Raw genomic sequence first — 20427 nt, 5'->3', positions numbered from 1 at the left:
CTGATGATGAAATTATTCAACAATCGCTAGAATATCGCCTTCACTAAGGATAAGGACTTCTTCGCCGTCTAGCTTTTCAGTTTTTACGCCGTAGCCGTCGTTAAAAATTACTGAATCGCCAACTTTTACGTCTAGGGCTTTAACATCACCGTTTTCAAGCACGCGGCCATTACCGACTGCGATAACTTTTCCACGTGTTGATTTTTCGGCTGCTGAGCCGGTAAGAACGATACCACCAGCTGATTTACTTTCTATTTCTTCGCGCTTTATGATGACGCGGTCGTGTAACGGACGAATTGCCATTTTCAAATCTCCTGAAAATTCCAATAAAATTAAGTTTTGTTGTGTAAAGACTCAATCTGAGTGGGTTACCACACCAAAGGCGGTGTGAATTCTTTAACTGGAGAGGTAAGTGGGGTTAGTCTATATAAACTCAAGGCTCGATTTGAAAAAAAATCTAAATTTATGCGTGTTTATCTCCTTAACGCAAAAATCCTAGGACTTTTCGCGCAGACGGCAAAAGAAAAAGCCCATGGATTACTGAGCAAATCGGCTAGATTTGCTCAGGCTTTTATATCAATACTTGGTCTGGATTTATCATAGCGCCGGTCTCTGCCCGAACGAGTATCTAACAACGGTTTAATTTGACGTTTGCGGCGGTCTTCACCTTCACGCTTTTCGTAAAGGATGACATGAGCGTTTAGCATTTGCGTGGCGCTATCGGGATTACTTTCGGCTTTGTCGAATCTAACCGCCCCTCGCTTAACAGGTTTTGGTTTGTTGGTATTCACTGGAAGATACTGCGTTGGGATATACATTTCTTCTCTCCTTTTTTATGAATTATTATATACTAAACAAGCAAAAAAACTTCTATCCGTAATCTGTAACGGCCGGCGATTTGCTTTCTTTAGTTAAATATTTAAAAAATTCGAAAAATATATTTTTTTTTCAAAAAGTTTTGTTCAGCGCGGCTGCATCCTAACAGGATTGAGCCTAACTATAATGAATCATCGCTAACTAATTAAGTCGATCTTTTTCGTCCGCGGGGGTCTTGTCTTTATATTCCCCATCAATCACTTCACCGCCTTGCGGATCATTGTCTGGTCCTTGCTGTGATTGTTGATGCTGAGTATGTTGGTAAAAATGAAACTGCGCACCGCCTTGCGCTCCCTGCCGAGCTTGATGAGCCATGAATCGCTTAACTAGTGCAGCCGCTATCGGGCCACGCGTAAACGGCAAAGTAAACAATAAACCTATAATGTCGGTTATAAATCCAGGTGTAACTAACAATACTCCTGCAACGAGCAGTAACAAGCCCTCGCTAATTTCTTTGCCCGGCACTTCGCCTCTGGCAGACTTCGCTTGCACTTGATGAAGGGTATTTAGCCCTTCTCGCTTCACAAAAAAAGCACCTAAAAATGCGCTAAAAATGACGATGAAAAATGTATTCCATCCGCCGATGGTGCCAGACACGTTGATTAGCAACATGATTTCAGCAATCGGCAATACAGCAAACAGTAAAAATAAAATAAGCACGGCTTCGACCTGTAAAAAGATTGGCTATTTATGTCGCCTTTCTAAGGATTATTCTAAGGTGCATAACTATCTACGACACTTTATAACTTAATTATGCGCTATCATAGTATAGTTGTGGGGCCAAATAGTGAATATTCAAACTAAACACGGTCAAATCCAGTAAATACTGACGCAGGGCGCAACATTATAAAAACTCTGAAATGTTTTTGGTTTTTGAGCGGTCATGTTGCGCGTAATACTAAATATCTAAGGTTGTTGTGAATGTTGTTGAGTAACAAAAGTATAAGTTTCAGAAATACTGTTTCGCAGTTAATGCTCTATTGTCTTTTATCGTTGGTGGCTTCGGCCGGCTATGCGCAGCAGACACCCGAGTCATTATTTGCCGACGCACCTACATTTTTGAAAGTTGATGAAGCCTTTGGTTTCGATTTTGAGCAACGAGATGGCGAGCTGATCATCAAGTGGGATATTGCCGAAGGGTATTATCTTTACAAAAAGCAATTTCAAACCGTTACCAGAAACGCCACCTTGGGCGAACCTGTTTATCCTGCCCATGAAACCATAGAAGACGAGTTCTTTGGCCTTTCAGATGTCTTTTTCCAAGACATGCAAATGACTTACTCTATCCTTGAAAGCGCACAAGATGGCCAAGTCAAAATCCGTTTTCAAGGCTGTGCTGAAGCCGGTTTATGCTACCCACCTACCACCAAAGTTATATTTTTAGATGCCTACCAGCCAAACGGTGCTGCAACTGCTGACACTGCGCTTTCGTCAGGCTCAGCAGTATCTGAGCAATTCACCTTGGCCGAGCGGCTTTTATCAGATGAAAGTTTGGCTATTAGTTTAGGTATCTTGTTGTTACTCGGCATTGGTTTAGCGTTTACACCCTGTGTGTATCCGATGTACCCCATTCTATCAAGTATCGTAATGGGCAAAAACAAAAGCGAAATGAAGCTCTCTCAAGCCTTTATTCTTTCATTTGTATATGTGCAAGGTATGGCAATTACCTACAGCATTTTAGGCTTAATTGTGGCCTCTGCTGGCGTGCAGTTTCAAGCAGCTCTGCAGCACCCAGTATTATTGGGCATATTTATTATCTTATTTGTCGCCCTTGCCCTAGCAATGTTTGGGCTATACGAAATACAGTTACCCTCAAAATGGCAAGAAAAGCTGAGTAGCCTCAGCAATAATCAAAAATCCGGTAATTTAGTGGGCGTGTTTATTATGGGGGTGATTTCTGGCTTAGTCGCCTCGCCATGCACAACTGCGCCGCTTACCGCGATTTTATTAGTCGTCGCGCAAAGCGAATCTCTGATTTTTGGTTTCTCTGCACTCTATGCATTGAGTTTAGGCATGGGCATACCGTTGATTTTATTCGGCATGACGGGTGGTAAATTGCTTCCTAAAGCTGGGAATTGGATGAATGTTATCAAAGCAACCTTTGGCTTTATGATGCTGACCGTTGCCATCCTGTTTGTAGAGCGCATTTATGTGGCACCATGGACGGAGTTGCTCTGGGCAATCTTAGGTTTAAGCCTTTTTGCTTATTTGTTCACCATGAATCAAGATACCAAAACAAGTTTTGCCAAAGGCGTTCGCAGCTTAGTGGTAATGACAGGCTTTGTGGCGTCAGTCTTATATAGCGTGCAGGCATTACAGGTGAATAATTTACTGCCGAGTTCATCCTTTTCTATAGGCACTGGCGGCGCTCAAACGTCAGCAGAAAAAGCCTCTCATCCAGAATTTATGATGATCCGCGATTTAGACGATTTTGATATCAAACTTGCCGCAGCCAATGCTGAAGGCAAAAGTGTGATGGTCGATTTGTATGCCGATTGGTGCGTTGCGTGCAAAGAATTTGAAAAATATACTTTTCCTGATCCGGCAGTAATTAGCGCCTTAGAAAACACCGTTTGGATGCAGATAGACCTCACAGACAACACGCCTGTAAACTTGTCTTTTCAGGAGGAATTCCAAGTGCTCGGATTACCAACTATTCTGTTTTTTGATGCGCAGGGCAATGAATTAGAGCAGTCAAGAGTAACAGGCTTTATGAAAGCCGATGCTTTTGCCAGCCATATTAATCGAAGCTTGAATAACTAAGCCTAACAACTTCTTAGCTAAAGTCAGCCACTAGCAGCTCTGCGCGTTACTATTGGCTGAGCTCAGCACAAAATGACCGTTGGTTAAATCCAATTAACTTGGCAATCGTGTTGAACGACACTCCTCACTGGTATAATTCATAAGATATGGATTTTCTCTAAACTTTTCTCAGAAACATACGATAACTCTTACACAGAACCCGCTTCTTTTTGTTCAGATATTACGAGCGTAGTGTGACGTGGTTTGGGATCTAGTGCCATTTGCATCGATTCCCAATTACTTTAAACAAAGCTTGTGGACAGAAGACGCATTTTCACGGCACTAAAGTTGAGAGCGTATGACTGTATTAACACCCAAAGTATGGCTGAGCGTAGCCGCCAGTATAACCATTTCTGTTGCCGTATCGGCCGTCGGGTATCCGCTTATCGGCCTTGTGCTGATGGCTGCAAGCCTTATTGGCGCCGTGCTTTGGATGAGTAAAATGTCCGATAATGCACTTAGCACAGAGCGCCTTGCTGCAGCAAATCAAGCCAAGGTAAACGAGTCGTGCGAATTTGATATGCTCAGAGAAGAATTTGTACCCACCTTGCAAGAGAGTGAAGCCAACCTAGCCGGTATTAAAAGCACCCAAGATGACGCAGTGGCAACCTTAAGCGACAGCTTTGCTCGGCTGCAAGAATTGGTCAATGTCCAGTCCCATACAATTCAAACCTTAATCAGGGGTGACTCAGAGAACGAAATTTTATACAGCAAACAGATGAGCATATTTGCAGACAACACCGCCATCACGCTCGATAAGTTTATCAAATCTACAGTCGATATGTCAGCTTCATCAATGGCGCTTCTTGACCAAGTCACCAGTATTTATGAGTCAGTGCCGCAAGTACTCAAAGCGGTTAAAGATATCGACAGCATTGCTGACCAAACCAATTTATTAGCATTGAACGCGGCGATTGAAGCGGCGCGAGCTGGGGAACACGGTCGAGGCTTTGCGGTAGTAGCAGACGAAGTGCGCTCATTATCCAACCGGTCTTCACAGTTCAGCGATGCGATTCAGGCGCAGTTAAAAACTATGTCAGAACAAATTGAAGGACTCACTGGAGAGGTGGGAAGCTTGGCGAGCTACGATGTGAGTTATGTGATTGATGCAAAGAAAGAAATCAACCAAGCCTTAGTTAGCATAATCAAAAAAGCCGAATCTGACGCAAGCGTTACACAGGGACTCGAGCAGGTCAGCCGAGATCTAGAAGATGCACTTTCAAAAGCTATCAGAGGCCTGCAGTTTGGTGACATAAATGGTCAAAACATTACCTTTACGCATGACACAATCAAGTTTGTAAGGGAGCAGTTACAGCACCTTACACCCGCAAACATCGAAGCAATAAGAAACGAGATCCATGCATTTCTTGAAGCCGCACAAAGTCGTAAACGTGACGCCAATAACCCCGTCTCAGCCACCAGTATGGCTGCCGGCGAAATAGACTTATTTTAAGTAATCAAAAGGAACATATTATGAGCGAAAGATCTTTACAAGTGCCTGAGCGCTTCGATTTTGGCTATCACAAAGAGTTTACTCAACAATATCAGAGTCTGCTCGAGCAAGCTGGCACTACTAATATTGCTTTAGATTTTAGTCGAGTGAGCTATTTAGACAGTTCTGCTCTGGGCATGATGGTGCTGTTTCAAAAGAAAGCGAAGTCAAAAAATATCAATGTACGCATACGCGGCGCAAAAGAAAGCGCGCGGGAAATTCTGACGATTGCGAACTTCGACAGGTTATTTGAAATTTCATAGCTAAGGGATAGCGAATGCGTGTAATTATTATTGAAGACGACGCCCTTTTTGGCGAAATCTTGCAAACATTTTTAGAAGATAACAATTGCACAACAATTGTTGCCGAGACAATCGCTGCGGCGAAGCTGCAGCTAAAAACTTCGCAGTTTGACTTTGTTTTACTCGACAATCACCTCCCAGATGGCAACGGCATTCATTTTATCGAGCATATTAAAACAGGAATACCTTTTGACCGCCCCCCGCCGGTCATGATGATCACCGCTGACGAGAACCAAAACGTTATGCTCGAGGCTTTTGAACAAGGTGCTGATGACTTTTTAGTCAAGCCTTTATCGTTAGATCTACTTTGGCAAAAAATGCTGAGAGTAAAAAGCCTGTATGAAAAAGAAGCCAAGCTCAAAGAGCAGGCGCAGCACTTATCAAGCATGCTTAACAAGCAAGAACAAGAAGAACAATTGGCTCGCTATGTTTATGAGCATGTTGCTTCTACACTCTCAAAAGATATCAAAGGCGTTGACACCTATTTGCAGTCTTCAAGCTCATTTAATGGCGATGTGTTTGTTTCTGATCACGCACCTAACGGCAATCTATTTGTCATGTTAGCGGATGCCACGGGGCATGGTTTGTCCGCTGCGATCAGCATTATTCCGCTAGTAGCTACCATCAAAGCGATGATTCGCAAAGGGCTGTCACTTGCTCATATCGTCCATGAAGCCAACACAAAACTGTGTAAAGAACTACCCGATGACAAGTTTGTGGCGCTAATTGGGATTGAATTCAAATTTAATAGCCGAAACATCGACTTATACAACGGCGGAATGCCAGACATCATTGCACTGCAGCACGATAAGTCGATTGTCCGTTACCCGTCTACCAGCATGGCCTTGGGCATACTAGATCCAGAAGACTTTGAACCTAGCATCACCACCATTGAAACGCACTCTGTCAAAAATTTGTTCTACTTTAGCGATGGCCTAATTGAACAACAAAACTCTCAAAATGAAGAATTTGGCATGGATAGGGTGATTGCCCTAATAGAAAGTAGCGATGATAGAGAGCCTTTGCTAAGTCGCGTGGTCAATCACTTTACGGTATTTAATGAAATGCTCGAATTGCAAGATGACCTATCCATTTGCGATTTACAGGTTGAGGTGCTCATGGATGCATACTTGTGTGAGAGCAACAGACCCAAACCTACTAACTCTGGCAAAGTTATTGCATCAATAAAGCTTAGCGGCGGCTTGATTGGCTCATCAGATGTTGTTGGCTGTTTTGATAATTTGATGCGCTGCCTAGATGTACCCGGCGATATTCGCCAGCGTGCATTTACCATTTTTGCTGAGCTAATTAGCAATGCGCTGGACCATGGAATACTCAATTTAGGCTCAAATCTCAAAAATGATTATTCCGGCTTTGCTGATTATTTGATGCTCAAAGAAGAGCGTCTCGGCAAAATTGACGATAGCGAAGAATTAGATATGACTTTTACTTATGCGCCGTCGAGCAACGAAATTGGCTTTAGCATTACCGACTCTGGCAGTGGTTATGAGTTTAATGTGCAATCAAAAATGGAGGATGGGGCGCTTTCAGGAAGAGGTCTATCACTCATTAAGCAGTTATGTAAATCAGTGGAGGTCAGCCCTCCTGGCAATCAAACATCTGTAGTTATAAAGAGAGAGTTTTAATCAATGAGCAAACATATATTGGTAGTCGACGATTCACCATCGATTCGTCAAATGGTTCAGGTCACGCTGAAATCAGCCAGTTATCAAGTCACAACGGCTGATGATGGGCAAGCCGCGCTAGATTTATGCAAGCGCATGCAATACGACTTTGTAATTACTGACCAAAACATGCCTCGCATGGACGGGTTAACCTTAATTAAGTCGTTACGTGGACTGAGTTCATATCGAGCAACACCTATTGTTGTGCTAACCACAGAGGCAAGCGACAGCATGAAGGCACAGGGCCGAGCGGCAGGAGCAACGGGCTGGATGGTAAAACCATTTGACCCACAAAAACTGCTCGCGGTTGCCTCAAAAGTGTTGCCATAAAAGCATTGTAATAAAAGGATAAGGGTCTATGTCTGTAGACATGAGTCAGTTCTTTGGCGTTTTTTTTGAAGAAAGCCAAGAGCATTTAGATGAAATGGAACATCTTCTGATGGAGCTGTCGTTAGACAATCCAGACATTGAAGATCTCAACAGCATATTTAGAGCCGCTCACTCAATAAAAGGTGGTAGCGGTGTGTTTGGTTTTGATGCTTTAACAGGCCTGACTCACGTCATGGAAAACATTCTCGATCTTGCTCGCAAAGACGACATTGTTATGACCAAGGTGATTGTCGATCGGCTGTTAATCACTGTGGACACTCTCAAAAGTATACTTGAATGTTATCAAAACGAAACCGAGATTGATTGGCAAGCCATCGAGATTGGTACTGTTGCGCTAGAGAACTTACTAAAAACAGATGCTAAAGGTTCTGCAGAGTCAGCGGGTAACAACAATGACGACATTGAAGGTTTTGGCATTTTTGACAATCCCGTCACAAATGAAGATGAGGACTTTGGGTTTTTTGATCCTGTAAATCAAGAAACTGAAGAAACTGCCTATGGATTCTACGAAGACGACACACAAACCAGTGAAGCGACTCAATCAGCACAAAGCTCGGCGACATCTCCAGATACTATTGACGGCTTTGGCTTCTTTGATGACCAACCAAGTGCAGATAAAGTAGCGCAATCCGCTTCCGATGCAAACGCAAAAAGCACAGCAGAAACACCGGCTAAGGTTAGCACTATAGGCGCTAAAACCGCCTTGAAAAAAGCCACTCCAAACAAAACCAAGAGTGAGGGTAAGGAATCTAGTTCGATTCGTGTAGACACCCTGAAAATTGATTCTTTGGTTAACCTAGTGGGTGAATTAGTGATCACTCAATCGATGATAAAAATCGTCGGCAAAGAGGTGCAAGGCGAAACCGAAGAGAAACTTGAGGGCGCGATCGGCGAACTATCTCGGAACATTCGAGAAATACAAGAAGCCGTCATGTCAATGCGTATGTTGCCTATGTCGTTTGCCTTCAATCGCTTTCCACGCGTCGTCAGAGACCTTGCAGATAAGCTGGGTAAAGACGTCAACCTAGTCATTGAAGGTGGTGCCACAGAAATCGACAAGGGTATGATCGAAAAGTTAGTAGACCCACTCACTCACCTTATTCGCAACAGTGTCGACCACGGTATCGAAATGCCCGACAAGCGCAGCGCAGCCGGTAAAACGCCAAACGGCACCGTGATTTTAAGCGCAGAGCAGCGCGGCGGCAGCATCATCATTAGCATCACCGATGATGGAGCCGGTCTTAATCGTGACAAAATTTTAGAAAAAGCCATTGCCAACGGACTCGATGTATCACCAGACATATCCGATACCAAAGTCTGGAGCCTCATTTTTGAACCCGGATTTTCGACTGCTGATGCGGTTACTGACGTATCTGGTCGCGGCGTAGGTATGGATGTGGTGCGCAGAAACATCGAATCTATCGGCGGCTCAGTCGAAATTGAAAGTCATCAAGGCGTAGGTTCGGTTTTCAAAATCCGACTACCACTGACCTTGGCGATTGTTGACGGTATGTGTGTATCGGTGGGCAATCAAACATACGTGATCCCCCTAACCAACATCATTGAATCGATGCAGCCTAAACAAGAACAGCTTAAAACGCTCGCCAATGACCAAGTACTCTGGGTGCGCGGAGAATATTGGCCATTGGTACAGATGCACCAGTTGATGGGAATTGAAGGTGCAAAAGAACAATTAACTGATGGCATTGTGGTACTCGTAGAAACCAGCCGCAAACGCTTCGGCATTTTAGTCGACGATTTAGAGGGCCAACAGCAAGTCGTAATTAAAAGCTTAGAACAACATTACAAGCGAGTGCCCGGTGTTGCGGGCGCAACCATAATGGGCGACGGAAGCGTTGCCATGATTTTAGATATTGAATCCATTGCATCTGGGGTAAGTACCCCTAGCAAACAGGAGGTGCCAATTGCCAGCTAATGCACAAGTAATAGAAACGAACGTGAATGAAGAACAACAAGAGTTTTTAACTTTTGTGTTGGGTGATGAAAACTATGCACTGGACATCATGACGGTAAAAGAAATACGCGGTTACGAGAACGTCACCAAGATTGCCAATGCCCCAGACTATATTAAAGGCGTACTCAATTTGCGCGGCGACATTGTGCCGATTATTGATTTACGCATTAAGTTTCAAGTCGGGAAGGTGACCTACGATGAGTTCACCATTGTGATCATGCTCATGATTGGTGACAGAGTGGTCGGTATTGTGGTTGACGAAGTTAGCGACGTAATTAAAGTTAACGAAAATGACATTAAACCACCGCCTGAGTTTGGCATCGCCTTTGACAGCGCCTACCTGCATGGCTTAACCACCATCAGTGATCAAATGATTATTTTAGTAAATATCCAGAAGCTGATCTCAAGCGATGAGTTAGGCCTTTATGACAAAAACATTACTGCGGAGAGTAAGTAACATGAAAATTTTAACTTGGTTCGATAATATAAAATTACCCGTAAAAATGGGTATTATCGCCATACTCGCCGTTGCTGGGCTAGGTCTGCCGACCTATTACTATAGCCAGTTGTCATTTGACACGCAGTCGTCTTCTGAAATCGAACTTAAAGGCATTGCTCCTGTAAGTGCCGTAGTTAAATTAAAAAAAGCCGTAGCAGAGCATCGCGGGATTTCTGCAGCATTGTTTGGTGGAGATACAAGCGTTTCTGCATCGTTAAGCGCTAAGGCAAACGAAATTGACCAAGCTATGCGAAATGTTCGCTCAGCGCTCACTGCAGCTACAGATAGCAGCGGTATTTTGCAAAGCCTAACAGGGGTAGAGCAAGATTGGGCAAATGTAAAATCTAGCGTTTCGTCTCGACAGCTCAGCGCACTCGACTCCTTTGCAATCCATTCAGCGCTGATGTCTGACGCCGATCTTTTGATATCTGAACTATCCAAACACTTTTTACTAAGTTATGACCCAGCAGCGGCCAGTTACCACTTAATAATCGCCAATTTTCAAAACCTTCCACGTTTGGCCGACAACCTCGGCAAAATTAGAGGTGCTGGCGCCGGTATACTGTCGGGAGATGCTATAACAGAAAGCCAAAAAAGCAGCATTAGGGCCTATTTAAATAATATTCAGTCACCGCTGACTGACTTTGAATATAACATGCTGTCAGCATCAGAAGCTGATCCACGTTTTCAAAGTGCTTATCAAAAGGCAACCACACTAAAAGGTAAAGTGGAAGAGTTAGAACGCTTAACCGATCAACAAATCATATCTCGCACAGACTCAGCCTATTCTGGAACCGAATATTTTAATCAGTATTCAGCCGTTATTAACGAGCTATATGGCCTGTTTGACCAAAACGTTCTCTCCTTAACTACCGTTATTGAAGAGCGCACCGAAAGCATCGCCGACGAGCGGCTCACAACCCTAACGATTATTGTTAGCCTACTAGCACTTAGTTTAACGACAGGCGCTATTATCGTTCGTTCGGTAGTTAGTTCTGCTCGCACCTTGATATCTGCTTTTAAACATATATCCGAGGGCGACTATAAGGTTGAGCTGAATCAGTCACGCAAAGATGAAATGGGCGTGCTTGAGCAAGAACTCACTGTCCTAGCTCAGCAACTGGAAGGTGCTGCTTTAGTAGCCGTTGAAGCCAGTAAAGTGAAGCAAGCGCTCGACAGCAGCACCATGGCATTTATGATGTCTGATTCTGATCGCACTATCGTGTATATGAATGAAGCATCTCGCAAACTGTTAAAAGACTGCGAAGCTGAAATACGCCGGGATTTACCTCAATTTAATGCTGATAAGTTAATTGGCAGCAGTATCGACAGCTTCCATAAAAAACCGGCGCATCAGCACGCCGTCTTAGATAAATTAAAGACTGTGCATGAGGCCAAACTCGACTTAGGCGATTACTCATTCAAACTAATGATTAATCCTATTCGTGACGAAAATGGCAAAGACCTAGGTAACAGCGTGGAATGGCATGATATGACCGCCATTTACGAGGAAGAACGACGCGTTGCCCGCATATTGGAATCATTAGACTGCTGCAGCACCAGCGTGATGATAGCCGATGCCGATCATAACATTATTTATATGAACCGTTCAGTATCGACAATGCTCAAAGAAGCAGAGTCTGACTTACGCAAAGTCATGCCACACTTTTCTGCCGACGACATTGTGGGCGGCAGTATGGATCGCTTCCACAAAGACCCGAATCATCAAAGGAGTATGTTAGAGCGTTTAAAAGACAAGCACCCTAGTGAAATTACCGTAGGACGCCGCAGCTTCCGTTTAACCGCGAGTCCAATTTTAGGCAAAACCGGAGAGCGCATTGGCACAGTTGTCGAATGGTTAGATCGCACGAAAGAAATTAAAGCTGAAAAAGAAGTGTCTGCATTAGTTGAGGCAAGTTTACAAGGAGACTTTACGCAACGCGTAGATGAGAGTGATAAAGAGGGCTTCTTGTTAACCATGACAGAGGGCCTAAATCAATTGATGAAAACCACTGAAAGTGGTCTCAATGAAGTCAGCAATGTGCTACTCGCCATTTCTGAAGGCGATTTAACTAAGCGTATTGAGACCCAGTATCAAGGCACTTTTGAAGATCTTAAAAACTACTGTAATACCACCTCTGAAAACCTGGTCAGTGTGATAAGCCAAATTAGAGGGGCCAGTGACACAATTAGCAACGCTTCATCAGAAATTGCGCAAGGCAACGCCGACTTATCGACGCGCACCGAGCAGCAGGCTTCTAGTTTAGAAGAAACCGCTTCTAGCATGGAAGAGTTAACCAGCACGGTACGCCTCAACGCTGAGAATGCCAGTCAAGCGAATAGTTTGGCCTCGCAAGCATCAGCGGTTGCGGGTAACGGCGGCAAATTAATCGGTGAAGTGGTGACCACTATGGCGTCTATCAATGAGTCAGCCCAGAAAATTGCCGATATCATTGGTGTGATTGATGGCATTGCATTCCAAACTAATATCTTGGCATTGAATGCCGCGGTTGAAGCAGCAAGAGCCGGAGAGCAAGGCAGAGGCTTTGCAGTAGTTGCTTCAGAAGTTCGCACTCTTGCCCAACGTAGCGCGAACGCTGCAAAGGATATCAAAGACCTCATTTCTGACTCCGTGACCAAAGTGGCAAGCGGCAATGAGCTAGTCAATCAGTCGGGTAACACTATGCAAGAAATAGTAGTTGCCATACAACGCGTAAACGACATTATGTCTGAAATTGCGGCAGCCTCAGCTGAACAAGCAAGCGGTATTGACGAAGTCAGTAAAGCGGTCACGCAAATGGATGAAATGACGCAGCAAAATGCCGCGTTAGTTGAAGAAGCCGCCGCCGCCGCTGAGAGCATGCGTTCGCAGGCCTCTGATTTGAATCAGCGCGTAGGCACCTTTAAGTTGAGCAATTCGGATGTGCAAACCAAAGTCCCTCAAAGACAGCCAGACTTGCTGTCTAAACAGTTTGACGAATTACCATCTGTAAGCGCAGCAGCGAAGCCTGCAAAACCTATTAAATCAGCAGCTCCGGTCACCACTAACGATGACGATGAATGGGAAAGCTTTTAGTCGATGACAACGTCGACCCGAGAAGCAGGGGAGTTTGGGTATCAGCGCGCCGATTTTGATATTGTGCGCGCTAAACTCAAGCAATTAGCTGGGATTAACTTAGCTGACAGCAAAGATTCGATGGTGTATAGCCGTTTGTCCCGACGGATTCGTGCCTTAAACTTGAGAGACTTTGCGTCTTATCTGCGTTATTTGGATGCGAATGCTGCGGAGCAGGAAGAATTCATTAATGCTTTGACCACTAATCTCACGTCGTTTTTTCGTGAGCGTCATCACTTTGAGCATCTGCGAAACTATATTCGCCAAAATAGACGTCCATTAAAAATTTGGTGTGCGGCTTCGTCAACGGGAGAAGAGCCCTACTCTATTGCGATGACAGCAGTGGAGGCGTTTGGCGCCTTTGATATACCTGTTAGCATAACCGCCTCTGATATCGACAGTAAAGTACTCACAACTGCCAGTGCAGGTGTTTATAAAATAGAACAACTCGACGGTATGCAAAGCGACTTTAAAAAGCGGTTTTTTCATCGAGGTAAAGGCAGCAATAATGGTAGCGTCAGAGTCGTTCCAGAACTGCGCAAACTATTAAGTTTTCAGAAGGTAAACTTGATGGATAGTAAATGGGCATTGCCAAAGGATTTTGACATTGTTTTTTGCCGCAACGTTATGATTTACTTTGACAAAACAACACAGCTTCAGATTCTTGAAAAGATACTGGGGCATATGGACAACAATGGTTTGTATTACGCTGGTCATTCAGAAAATTTTTCACATGTAAGTTCGCTTCTGAAACCACTGGGCCAAACCGTTTATCAACCTAGAGTAGCCGACAGATGAGCGCCTATTTTACTGAGCATTTAGCCTCTAATCGGTATTTTGATAAGCACTTTAATACCGACGCGGTAAAGATTTTACCCGGTGAATATTTTGCAACCGACGGCAACTCAATGATTGTCACCGTGTTGGGCTCTTGCGTATCCGTTTGTTTGCGCGACCCTATCACTCGTATATCGGGCATGAATCACTTTTTGCTACCGGCTAACAAAGACACTATCAACTTTAACTCGGAGTCTGCACGATATGGCGTTTACGCTATGGAAGTTTTAGTCAATCACTTAATCAAACTTGGCGCCTCCAAGGGGCGTATGGAAGCCAAAGTGTTTGGCGGCGGTAACGTTCTAAAACAGCTGAGACAAAACAGCGTTGGTGAACAAAATGTGGCTTTTGTTGAAAATTACCTCGCAACCGAGAATTTCAAAGTGGTTGCTAAAGATTTACTAGGCGAGTTTCCACGCAAACTTTATTTTTTCCCGCTCACCGGCGAAGTCAAAGTCCGTAAACTCAAGTCCTTACACAATACCACCATCGTTGACCGGGAGAGTGAATACCGAGTCAAGGTCAATCAAACACCAGCTTCTGGTGATATTGATTTCTTTTAGCCCTGTTGGAGATAGTGCATGGCAATACGAGTATTAGTGGTCGATGACTCTGCACTCATTCGCAGTTTACTCAGTGAGATTATTCGCCAAGACCCCGATCTTGAATTAGTGGGGGCAGCGCCTGATGCCTTTGTTGCCAAAGAGATGGTAATGAAGTTTAATCCTGATGTGATCACCCTTGACATCGAAATGCCGAAAGTTGATGGTTTGACCTTTTTAGACCGCTTGATGAAAGCTCGGCCAACACCTGTGTTAATGATTTCAACGCTAACCGAAAAGGGAGCAGAAGCGACCATCCGCTCTCTCGAAATTGGCGCAATTGATTTTATTGCAAAACCGAAGCTTAATGTCGCCCACGGTATTGCTCAATATCAGCACGAAATCGTCCAAAAAATAAAAATAGCCGCCGCGTCAAAGCCTCGCGCAAGAACGCCCTCAGTCGCCAAAAGCGCAGCGATCCCAATCAGCTATCGCGGCACTGAAACTATTGTTGGTATCGGTGCATCTACTGGCGGCACAGAAGCCATAAGGCATGTGCTAGAGCGTCTTTCACCGGCTTTCCCGGCAACGGTTATCACGCAACATATGCCGCCGAATTTTACACGCTCTTTTGCACAAAGACTGGATGGATTATGTAAAATCAATGTACATGAAGCAAAAGATGGTGAGCGGCTTTTACCAGGCAACGCCTACATCGCGCCAGGAGATAGACATCTTGAAGTGGTGCGCCATGGCGCAGACTACCGGATTCGCTTGATAGATGGCCCTTTAGTCAGCGGACATAAGCCTTCTGTAGACGTTATGTTTGCATCGTTGGCGAAAGTTGCTGGGAATAACACTATAGCTACCGTACTGACTGGTATGGGTAAGGACGGTGCGAAAGGTTTGTTGGCGCTTAGTCAAGCTGGTGCAATAACTATGGCGCAAGATGAAGACAGCTGTGTGGTATATGGCATGCCCAAAGCCGCTGTTGAAATAGGCGCAACGACAAATGTCGTTTCTTTGGATAATATGAGTATGACGCTTACAAAAGCCGTTGAACAAAAAGGCACTGGGATGCGTCTGTAGTTTGTAGGATAGACATTGCAGGTTGTTGGTAATTGCAAATGTGTTTGTGTAGCTATGCTCACTTTACTCACCAATCCACACATAGTGGAGCGCGGCTTAGCAAGCTTTTATAGACTAACTCGCCGCGCCGCTGCTATTTTTCATCCATCTTAACTTGATTTCGGCCCGCCTCTTTTGCCAGATACAATAGTCTGTCAGCTTCGCTAATGGCCTTTGGCAGGGATTTATGGTCTTCTAGCGACACCAAGCCGCCTGAAAACGTAATGGCTATATCTGGGTTGTCCTGTACAAAACGCATTTGCGAGCACTTTTCCCGAATAAGGTTTATTTTATGTATCGCCTGCTCTGCGTCACAGTCGACAAAGAGGATAATAAACTCTTCCCCACCATAGCGCCCTACGTAATCAGTCTCGCGAACGGAGGACTTCAACAATTGACCTAGACCGTTTAGCACCATATCGCCTGCTGAGTGACCATAGTTATCATTTACGTCTTTAAAGAAGTCCACATCAACCATCGCTAGCGCACAATGGTTTGCATGGCGTTTATTTAAGCGCAGTTGATGGTTAGCCGCTTCGACTATTTGGCCATGATTTAATACCCCGGTAAGCGGGTCTTTAGAAACAAAAGATTTTATAAATGCAGAACGCTCTAAGCGCGCCAAAACCTGTTCAAGTACCAGAGGCGCGGGCGTTACTTTGGCAATCAGGTCATCTCCGCCGTGAGCAAGCACTTTTAATTTGGTATCTAACTGCTCATCTGCGGTTAAAAATACAATCGGTGCAAAGTCGAACTTCGCATCTTGACGAATCATCTCAGCAACCTCCAGGCCGTTTACACTAGGCATTACTCGGTCCAGCAAAAATAAATCCGGTTGCAAATACTCTAAAGCAGCAATTAAGCGTTCAGCCGTGTTGAAAAAATGAAAATCGACATGAACTTGCGAAAAAACCGCTTGATAAAACTCTCCCATCGACTCTTGATCGTCAAGCAACACAATCTGATAGGCATTGTTGATATTACGTTTTAGTGCTCGACTTATTTTTTCAACCAATACATAAGGATTGAGGGGCTTTACTGCGTAATCACTTACTCCTGCTCTAACCGCCTGTAAACGCGTTTCGAAATTGAACAGACTGCTGCAAGTAATTACTTTGATACCCCGCAGACTAAGCTGTCTCGCAAAATCAAACACTTCGCTTTGCGTCGTTTTAGGCATGCAAATGTCGAGCAACACTAAATCCGGCTCGCCATCCGTTAAAGCCATTTCAAACTCATTGATTGACTCAAACAAAGTTGTTTCATATGCAAACTGTTCCAGCATTAAACGCATTGCACCGCCAACGGACGGCTCATCATCAATGATCGCCACTTTGATTGCCTTATGAACATTCGCGGCCATTGGTTTGGAACTTTTTGGAAGATACTCATCTAATGAGTTCGCTTCACTTAAGAAGGGATCTGGACTAATTTGATTGGAACGAATTAATTGGTTCATTAACCAATCCATATCTGCAGACGTTTTTGCAATTGTATTTTTCCCTTCTAACCCATTGTCGCAACTGCGCTGCATAGTTTGCAGTATCTGGTGCAAGGCATTTAGATCTAAACTGTCGTATTCTTTCGAGGTCTGATCCAACTGCTGTTGAAATGTCGCTAGCTCAGATTTAGTTTTGCTCACGCGCGCTTTTGACCAAGCGCGTACAAGCACCTTTAGGTCTGCTTTGTATTGTTGTTGAACAGCTTCTGGGATATTGCCGTCGCGTGCGTTGAGTTCAGTCATTTTGTATTGTTAAATCTTGCCATGCTTTGATATCGGCAGTGTTGTCAATAGACTTGAATGTTAGTGCATTAGCAGTACTTTTAGAGAGTATTGTAGAGGGAGTTTTAGCCTAAAAGGCATGTTTCTTAGTCAACCAATACATATAAACGCGAAACCAAGATTAGGCTCTTCGCGGTAAATTAAGCAATTGATTACGTACTGATATGCTAAGTATTATTGGTCAAATGGAAAAAATAAACAGACCCTAAATTAAAAATAGTGAATATCAATCGCTCATCTACTCGACTATTTTCGTAAACTTCGCTGATTAGACCAGTAATTTGCTGAAAACATACAACAAAGTATGGTATTTTCACAAAACTTTCGAAATTAAATGAATTGTTAGCGTTGTGTTGAAGAAAAAATAGTCCACAAAGATATTTACTTCAAAAGATGCACAATACCAACTCGTTCATAGCAAATAAGCGCATTTTAAATGAATTTATTGTTAATAAATGGTCCAAACCTAAACTTATTAGGCACGCGTGAGCCTGAAGTATATGGCTCACAATCGCTTGCAGATATAGAAGGGACCTTAGTTACTTATGCCGGTGTTCGTGATGCGCATTTGACATGTTTTCAATCGAATGCAGAGCATGAGCTTATAGACTGTGTGCATCGACATATGGGAAAGGTAGACGGGATCGTTATTAATCCCGGCGCATATACGCATACCAGTATTGCGCTTCGCGATGCATTCTTGGGCACTAACATTCCATTCATAGAGGTGCATCTATCGAATGTCTATCGGCGCGAGAGCTTTCGGCACACTTCCTACTTATCAGACATCGCGCAGGGCGTTATTGTTGGCCTAGGGACGATAGGCTATCAATTTGCACTTGATGCATTTTTAAAAAAATAATACATATACCGCACAACTAACAAAGAATAGGGCGACAACATGGATATTAGAAAAATTAAGAAGCTTATCGAATTGGTTGAAGAATCAGGGATAGCAGAATTAGAAATTACGGAAGGTGAAGAGTCGGTTCGTATTCATCGCGGCGCTACTGCGCAATCTGTTCAATATATGCCTCAGCAACAAATGCATGCTGCTCCTATGCAGGCTGCTCCTGCGGCTGCACCCGCTCCAGCGGCTGTCGAAGCACCAGCCATTTCTGGGCATGTGGTTACGTCGCCAATGGTTGGTACTTTCTATCGTTCCTCTTCTCCTGAGTCAAAAGCCTTTGTAGAAGTTGGCCAAACGGTTAAAAAAGGTGATGTATTGTGCATTGTTGAAGCCATGAAAATGATGAACCAAATCGAAGCAGAAGTTGAAGGCGTGGTGAGAGAGATCTTAGTCGGTAATCAAGAAGCCATTGAATTTGACCAGCCGTTATTTGTTATTGAATAAAAAAAGGGCATTGTTATGTTAGATAAAGTGCTTATCGCCAATCGCGGCGAAATTGCCCTGAGAATACTGCGCGCTTGTAAAGAGCTTGGTATTAAGACAGTGGCAGCGCATTCTACCGCTGACCGAAACCTTAAACACGTTTTGTTAGCCGATGAATCAATTTGTATTGGTAAGGCACCCGCGTCTGAGAGTTACTTAAACATACCGCGCATCATTGCAGCGGCTGAAGTGACTAACTCAATTGCGATACATCCTGGCTATGGTTTCTTATCTGAAAACGCAGATTTTGCAGAAGCAGTGGAAAAAAGCGGATTTGTGTTTATCGGTCCTACCGCAGCGACGATTAATTTAATGGGTGACAAAGTGTCAGCCATCGCCGCTATGCGAAAAGCGGGCGTGCCATGTGTCCCTGGATCAGATGGACCGCTCGGCGATGATATGGAAAAAAATCGGACCATTGCCAAACGCATCGGATACCCGATGATCGTCAAAGCAGCAGGCGGTGGCGGTGGTCGAGGTATGCGCGTTGTGCGCAGTGAAGATGAACTCGAAAATGCAATTAGCGCGACCAAACAAGAAGCTGGTGCGGCCTTTAACAATGACGTAGTTTACATGGAAAAATTCCTTGAAAATCCCCGTCATGTTGAAATTCAAGTATTGGCCGACGGACAAGGTAACGCGATTCATTTAGGTGAGCGAGACTGCTCTATGCAGCGTCGTCATCAAAAAGTCGTCGAAGAAGCACCTGCGCCAGGTATTTCTCAGCAAATGCGTGACAAAATCGGTGAGCGATGCCGCCGCGCGTGCATAGAAATTAATTACCGCGGCGCCGGCACCTTTGAGTTCCTGTATGAAAACGGCGAATTTTATTTCATTGAAATGAACACGCGAATTCAGGTGGAACATCCGGTTACGGAAATGGTGACCGGGGTAGACTTAATCAAAGAGCAATTGCGCATTGCAGCTGGCCAACCATTATCGATTTCACAAGAGCAAGTTAGGGTGCATGGCCACGCCATTGAATGTCGTATCAATGCCGAGGATCCAAACACCTTTATACCTAGTCCAGGCAAAATTAATATGTTTCATGCACCCGGTGGCCTAGGCGTGCGTTGGGAATCCCATATTTATTCTGGCTACACGGTTCCGCCCTACTACGATTCGATGATTGGTAAGCTAATTACTTACGGTGATAGCCGCGAAGAAGCGATTACAAGAATGCGTCATGCGCTCAATGAACTGGTGGTAGACGGTATTAAAACCAATATCCCATTGCAGCAACGTATTTTGCAGGACGAAAACTTCTTCAATGGTGGCACCAACATCCACTACCTAGAAAAAAAGCTAGAAAACGAAAAGACTTAACCCTCCTCTTTTTGTATTTTCACCCACCCAAAAAAACCAGCCCAGCGCTGGTTTTTTTTGAGGTTTTTTTGAGGACACCCAAACTTTTTCCTATAGCAGGTTTTTCTGAGGACACCCAAACTCCTGTCTCTAGCTATTTTGAGTGTTTTGAGGAGTGTTTTGAGGACACCCAAAAGTTTACACTCGCGGCTCAACTTTAAATTTTCAAATAAAATCTAAATGTAGGACAGAATAGATATAAAATCTATTAACCTAACTAGCTTGAGTGGATAGTGATGATTG

Annotated in this window: 18 protein-coding genes; 14 read left to right on the top strand and 4 right to left on the bottom strand. The window is 44.1% G+C overall.

What is annotated here, in order from left to right; all coding sequences use genetic code 11:
• Positions 1 to 12: 12 nt before the first annotated feature.
• The 3 genes from AB9H30_RS09240 to AB9H30_RS09230 all read right to left on the bottom strand — a co-directional run bounded on the left by AB9H30_RS09240 (position 13) and on the right by AB9H30_RS09230 (position 1536).
• Positions 13 to 303 (bottom strand): co-chaperone GroES, encoded by a 291-nt coding sequence (locus AB9H30_RS09240; RefSeq protein WP_371194377.1) that lies wholly within the window; start codon positions 301 to 303, stop codon positions 13 to 15.
• A 260-nt stretch (positions 304 to 563) separates the two neighbouring features.
• The gene (locus tag AB9H30_RS09235) at positions 564 to 818 is read right to left on the bottom strand and encodes a hypothetical protein (RefSeq protein WP_371194376.1); all 255 of its coding nucleotides are present in this window, start codon (positions 816 to 818) and stop codon (positions 564 to 566) included.
• A 199-nt stretch (positions 819 to 1017) separates the two neighbouring features.
• On the bottom strand, positions 1018 to 1536 hold the full coding sequence (locus tag AB9H30_RS09230; protein ID WP_371194375.1) for an FxsA family protein: 519 nt from the start codon (positions 1534 to 1536) through the stop codon (positions 1018 to 1020).
• A 261-nt stretch (positions 1537 to 1797) separates the two neighbouring features.
• On the opposite strand from AB9H30_RS09230, the gene AB9H30_RS09225 reads away from it, so the two are divergent.
• From AB9H30_RS09225 to AB9H30_RS09175, 11 genes are all read left to right on the top strand, one after another.
• The gene (locus AB9H30_RS09225) at positions 1798 to 3639 is read left to right on the top strand and encodes a protein-disulfide reductase DsbD (RefSeq protein ID WP_371194374.1); all 1842 of its coding nucleotides are present in this window, start codon (positions 1798 to 1800) and stop codon (positions 3637 to 3639) included.
• Between the two features lie 337 nt (positions 3640 to 3976).
• Entirely contained in the window at positions 3977 to 5131 is a 1155-nt protein-coding gene (locus tag AB9H30_RS09220; protein WP_371194373.1) for a methyl-accepting chemotaxis protein, read from the top strand.
• A gap of 20 nt (positions 5132 to 5151) precedes the next feature.
• Positions 5152 to 5433 carry an STAS domain-containing protein gene (locus AB9H30_RS09215; RefSeq protein WP_371194372.1) on the top strand — a complete coding sequence of 94 codons (282 nt, stop codon included), beginning with the start codon at positions 5152 to 5154 and terminating at the stop codon, positions 5431 to 5433.
• Positions 5434 to 5447: 14 nt separating this feature from the next.
• The gene (locus AB9H30_RS09210; protein WP_371194371.1) at positions 5448 to 7118 is read left to right on the top strand and encodes a SpoIIE family protein phosphatase; all 1671 of its coding nucleotides are present in this window, start codon (positions 5448 to 5450) and stop codon (positions 7116 to 7118) included.
• Between the two features lie 3 nt (positions 7119 to 7121).
• Positions 7122 to 7487, top strand: a complete 366-nt coding sequence (locus AB9H30_RS09205; RefSeq protein ID WP_371194370.1) for a response regulator — start codon at positions 7122 to 7124, stop codon at positions 7485 to 7487.
• Between the two features lie 28 nt (positions 7488 to 7515).
• Complete coding sequence (locus AB9H30_RS09200) at positions 7516 to 9483, top strand: chemotaxis protein CheA (protein WP_371194369.1); 1968 nt, start codon at positions 7516 to 7518, stop codon at positions 9481 to 9483.
• Positions 9473 to 9979 (top strand): chemotaxis protein CheW, encoded by a 507-nt coding sequence (locus AB9H30_RS09195; RefSeq protein WP_371194368.1) that lies wholly within the window; start codon positions 9473 to 9475, stop codon positions 9977 to 9979. Before AB9H30_RS09200 ends, AB9H30_RS09195 begins: the two co-directional genes overlap by 11 nt.
• 1 nt (position 9980) lies before the next feature.
• A complete protein-coding gene (locus AB9H30_RS09190) occupies positions 9981 to 13097 on the top strand; it encodes a methyl-accepting chemotaxis protein (RefSeq protein ID WP_371194367.1) in 3117 nt (1038 codons plus the stop codon).
• A 3-nt stretch (positions 13098 to 13100) separates the two neighbouring features.
• On the top strand, positions 13101 to 13934 hold the full coding sequence (locus AB9H30_RS09185) for a CheR family methyltransferase (protein WP_371194366.1): 834 nt from the start codon (positions 13101 to 13103) through the stop codon (positions 13932 to 13934).
• Positions 13931 to 14536, top strand: a complete 606-nt coding sequence (cheD, locus tag AB9H30_RS09180) for a chemoreceptor glutamine deamidase CheD (RefSeq protein ID WP_371194365.1) — start codon at positions 13931 to 13933, stop codon at positions 14534 to 14536. Before AB9H30_RS09185 ends, cheD begins: the two co-directional genes overlap by 4 nt.
• A gap of 18 nt (positions 14537 to 14554) precedes the next feature.
• Positions 14555 to 15604: a chemotaxis response regulator protein-glutamate methylesterase gene (locus AB9H30_RS09175; RefSeq protein WP_371194364.1), complete on the top strand. Its 1050-nt coding sequence runs from the start codon at positions 14555 to 14557 to the stop codon at positions 15602 to 15604.
• 133 nt (positions 15605 to 15737) lie between these two features.
• Here AB9H30_RS09175 and AB9H30_RS09170 read toward each other — a convergent pair whose 3' ends face one another.
• On the bottom strand, positions 15738 to 17387 hold the full coding sequence (locus AB9H30_RS09170) for a diguanylate cyclase (protein WP_371194363.1): 1650 nt from the start codon (positions 17385 to 17387) through the stop codon (positions 15738 to 15740).
• A gap of 475 nt (positions 17388 to 17862) precedes the next feature.
• Here AB9H30_RS09170 and aroQ point away from each other — a divergent pair, with 475 nt between their 5' ends.
• The 3 genes from aroQ to accC are packed head-to-tail and all read left to right on the top strand — an operon-like array spanning position 17863 to position 20145.
• Entirely contained in the window at positions 17863 to 18288 is a 426-nt protein-coding gene (aroQ, locus tag AB9H30_RS09165; protein ID WP_371194362.1) for a type II 3-dehydroquinate dehydratase, read from the top strand.
• 39 nt (positions 18289 to 18327) lie between these two features.
• Positions 18328 to 18780: an acetyl-CoA carboxylase biotin carboxyl carrier protein gene (gene accB, locus AB9H30_RS09160; protein ID WP_371194361.1), complete on the top strand. Its 453-nt coding sequence runs from the start codon at positions 18328 to 18330 to the stop codon at positions 18778 to 18780.
• Positions 18781 to 18795: 15 nt separating this feature from the next.
• Positions 18796 to 20145 (top strand): acetyl-CoA carboxylase biotin carboxylase subunit, encoded by a 1350-nt coding sequence (gene accC / locus AB9H30_RS09155; protein WP_371194360.1) that lies wholly within the window; start codon positions 18796 to 18798, stop codon positions 20143 to 20145.
• Positions 20146 to 20427 lie beyond the last annotated feature (282 nt).

The sequence above is a fragment of the Glaciecola sp. SC05 genome, assembly GCF_041380235.1.
Lineage (GTDB): Bacteria > Pseudomonadota > Gammaproteobacteria > Enterobacterales > Alteromonadaceae > Glaciecola.
This window is presented reverse-complemented; position numbering and strand designations above follow the sequence as displayed.

What these genes read in the sequence shown, in the direction of transcription:
- AB9H30_RS09240 (WP_371194377.1), bottom strand. Translation starts at nt 303, where the DNA reads ATGGCAATTCGTCCGTTACACGACCGCGTCATCATAAAGCGCGAAGAA.
- AB9H30_RS09235 (WP_371194376.1), bottom strand. Translation starts at nt 818, where the DNA reads ATGTATATCCCAACGCAGTATCTTCCAGTGAATACCAACAAACCAAAA.
- AB9H30_RS09225 (WP_371194374.1), top strand. Translation starts at nt 1,798, where the DNA reads ATGTTGTTGAGTAACAAAAGTATAAGTTTCAGAAATACTGTTTCGCAG.
- AB9H30_RS09220 (WP_371194373.1), top strand. Translation starts at nt 3,977, where the DNA reads ATGACTGTATTAACACCCAAAGTATGGCTGAGCGTAGCCGCCAGTATA.
- AB9H30_RS09215 (WP_371194372.1), top strand. Translation starts at nt 5,152, where the DNA reads ATGAGCGAAAGATCTTTACAAGTGCCTGAGCGCTTCGATTTTGGCTAT.
- AB9H30_RS09210 (WP_371194371.1), top strand. Translation starts at nt 5,448, where the DNA reads ATGCGTGTAATTATTATTGAAGACGACGCCCTTTTTGGCGAAATCTTG.
- AB9H30_RS09205 (WP_371194370.1), top strand. Translation starts at nt 7,122, where the DNA reads ATGAGCAAACATATATTGGTAGTCGACGATTCACCATCGATTCGTCAA.
- AB9H30_RS09200 (WP_371194369.1), top strand. Translation starts at nt 7,516, where the DNA reads ATGTCTGTAGACATGAGTCAGTTCTTTGGCGTTTTTTTTGAAGAAAGC.
- AB9H30_RS09190 (WP_371194367.1), top strand. Translation starts at nt 9,981, where the DNA reads ATGAAAATTTTAACTTGGTTCGATAATATAAAATTACCCGTAAAAATG.
- AB9H30_RS09185 (WP_371194366.1), top strand. Translation starts at nt 13,101, where the DNA reads ATGACAACGTCGACCCGAGAAGCAGGGGAGTTTGGGTATCAGCGCGCC.
- cheD (WP_371194365.1), top strand. Translation starts at nt 13,931, where the DNA reads ATGAGCGCCTATTTTACTGAGCATTTAGCCTCTAATCGGTATTTTGAT.
- AB9H30_RS09175 (WP_371194364.1), top strand. Translation starts at nt 14,555, where the DNA reads ATGGCAATACGAGTATTAGTGGTCGATGACTCTGCACTCATTCGCAGT.
- AB9H30_RS09170 (WP_371194363.1), bottom strand. Translation starts at nt 17,387, where the DNA reads ATGACTGAACTCAACGCACGCGACGGCAATATCCCAGAAGCTGTTCAA.
- aroQ (WP_371194362.1), top strand. Translation starts at nt 17,863, where the DNA reads ATGAATTTATTGTTAATAAATGGTCCAAACCTAAACTTATTAGGCACG.
- accB (WP_371194361.1), top strand. Translation starts at nt 18,328, where the DNA reads ATGGATATTAGAAAAATTAAGAAGCTTATCGAATTGGTTGAAGAATCA.
- accC (WP_371194360.1), top strand. Translation starts at nt 18,796, where the DNA reads ATGTTAGATAAAGTGCTTATCGCCAATCGCGGCGAAATTGCCCTGAGA.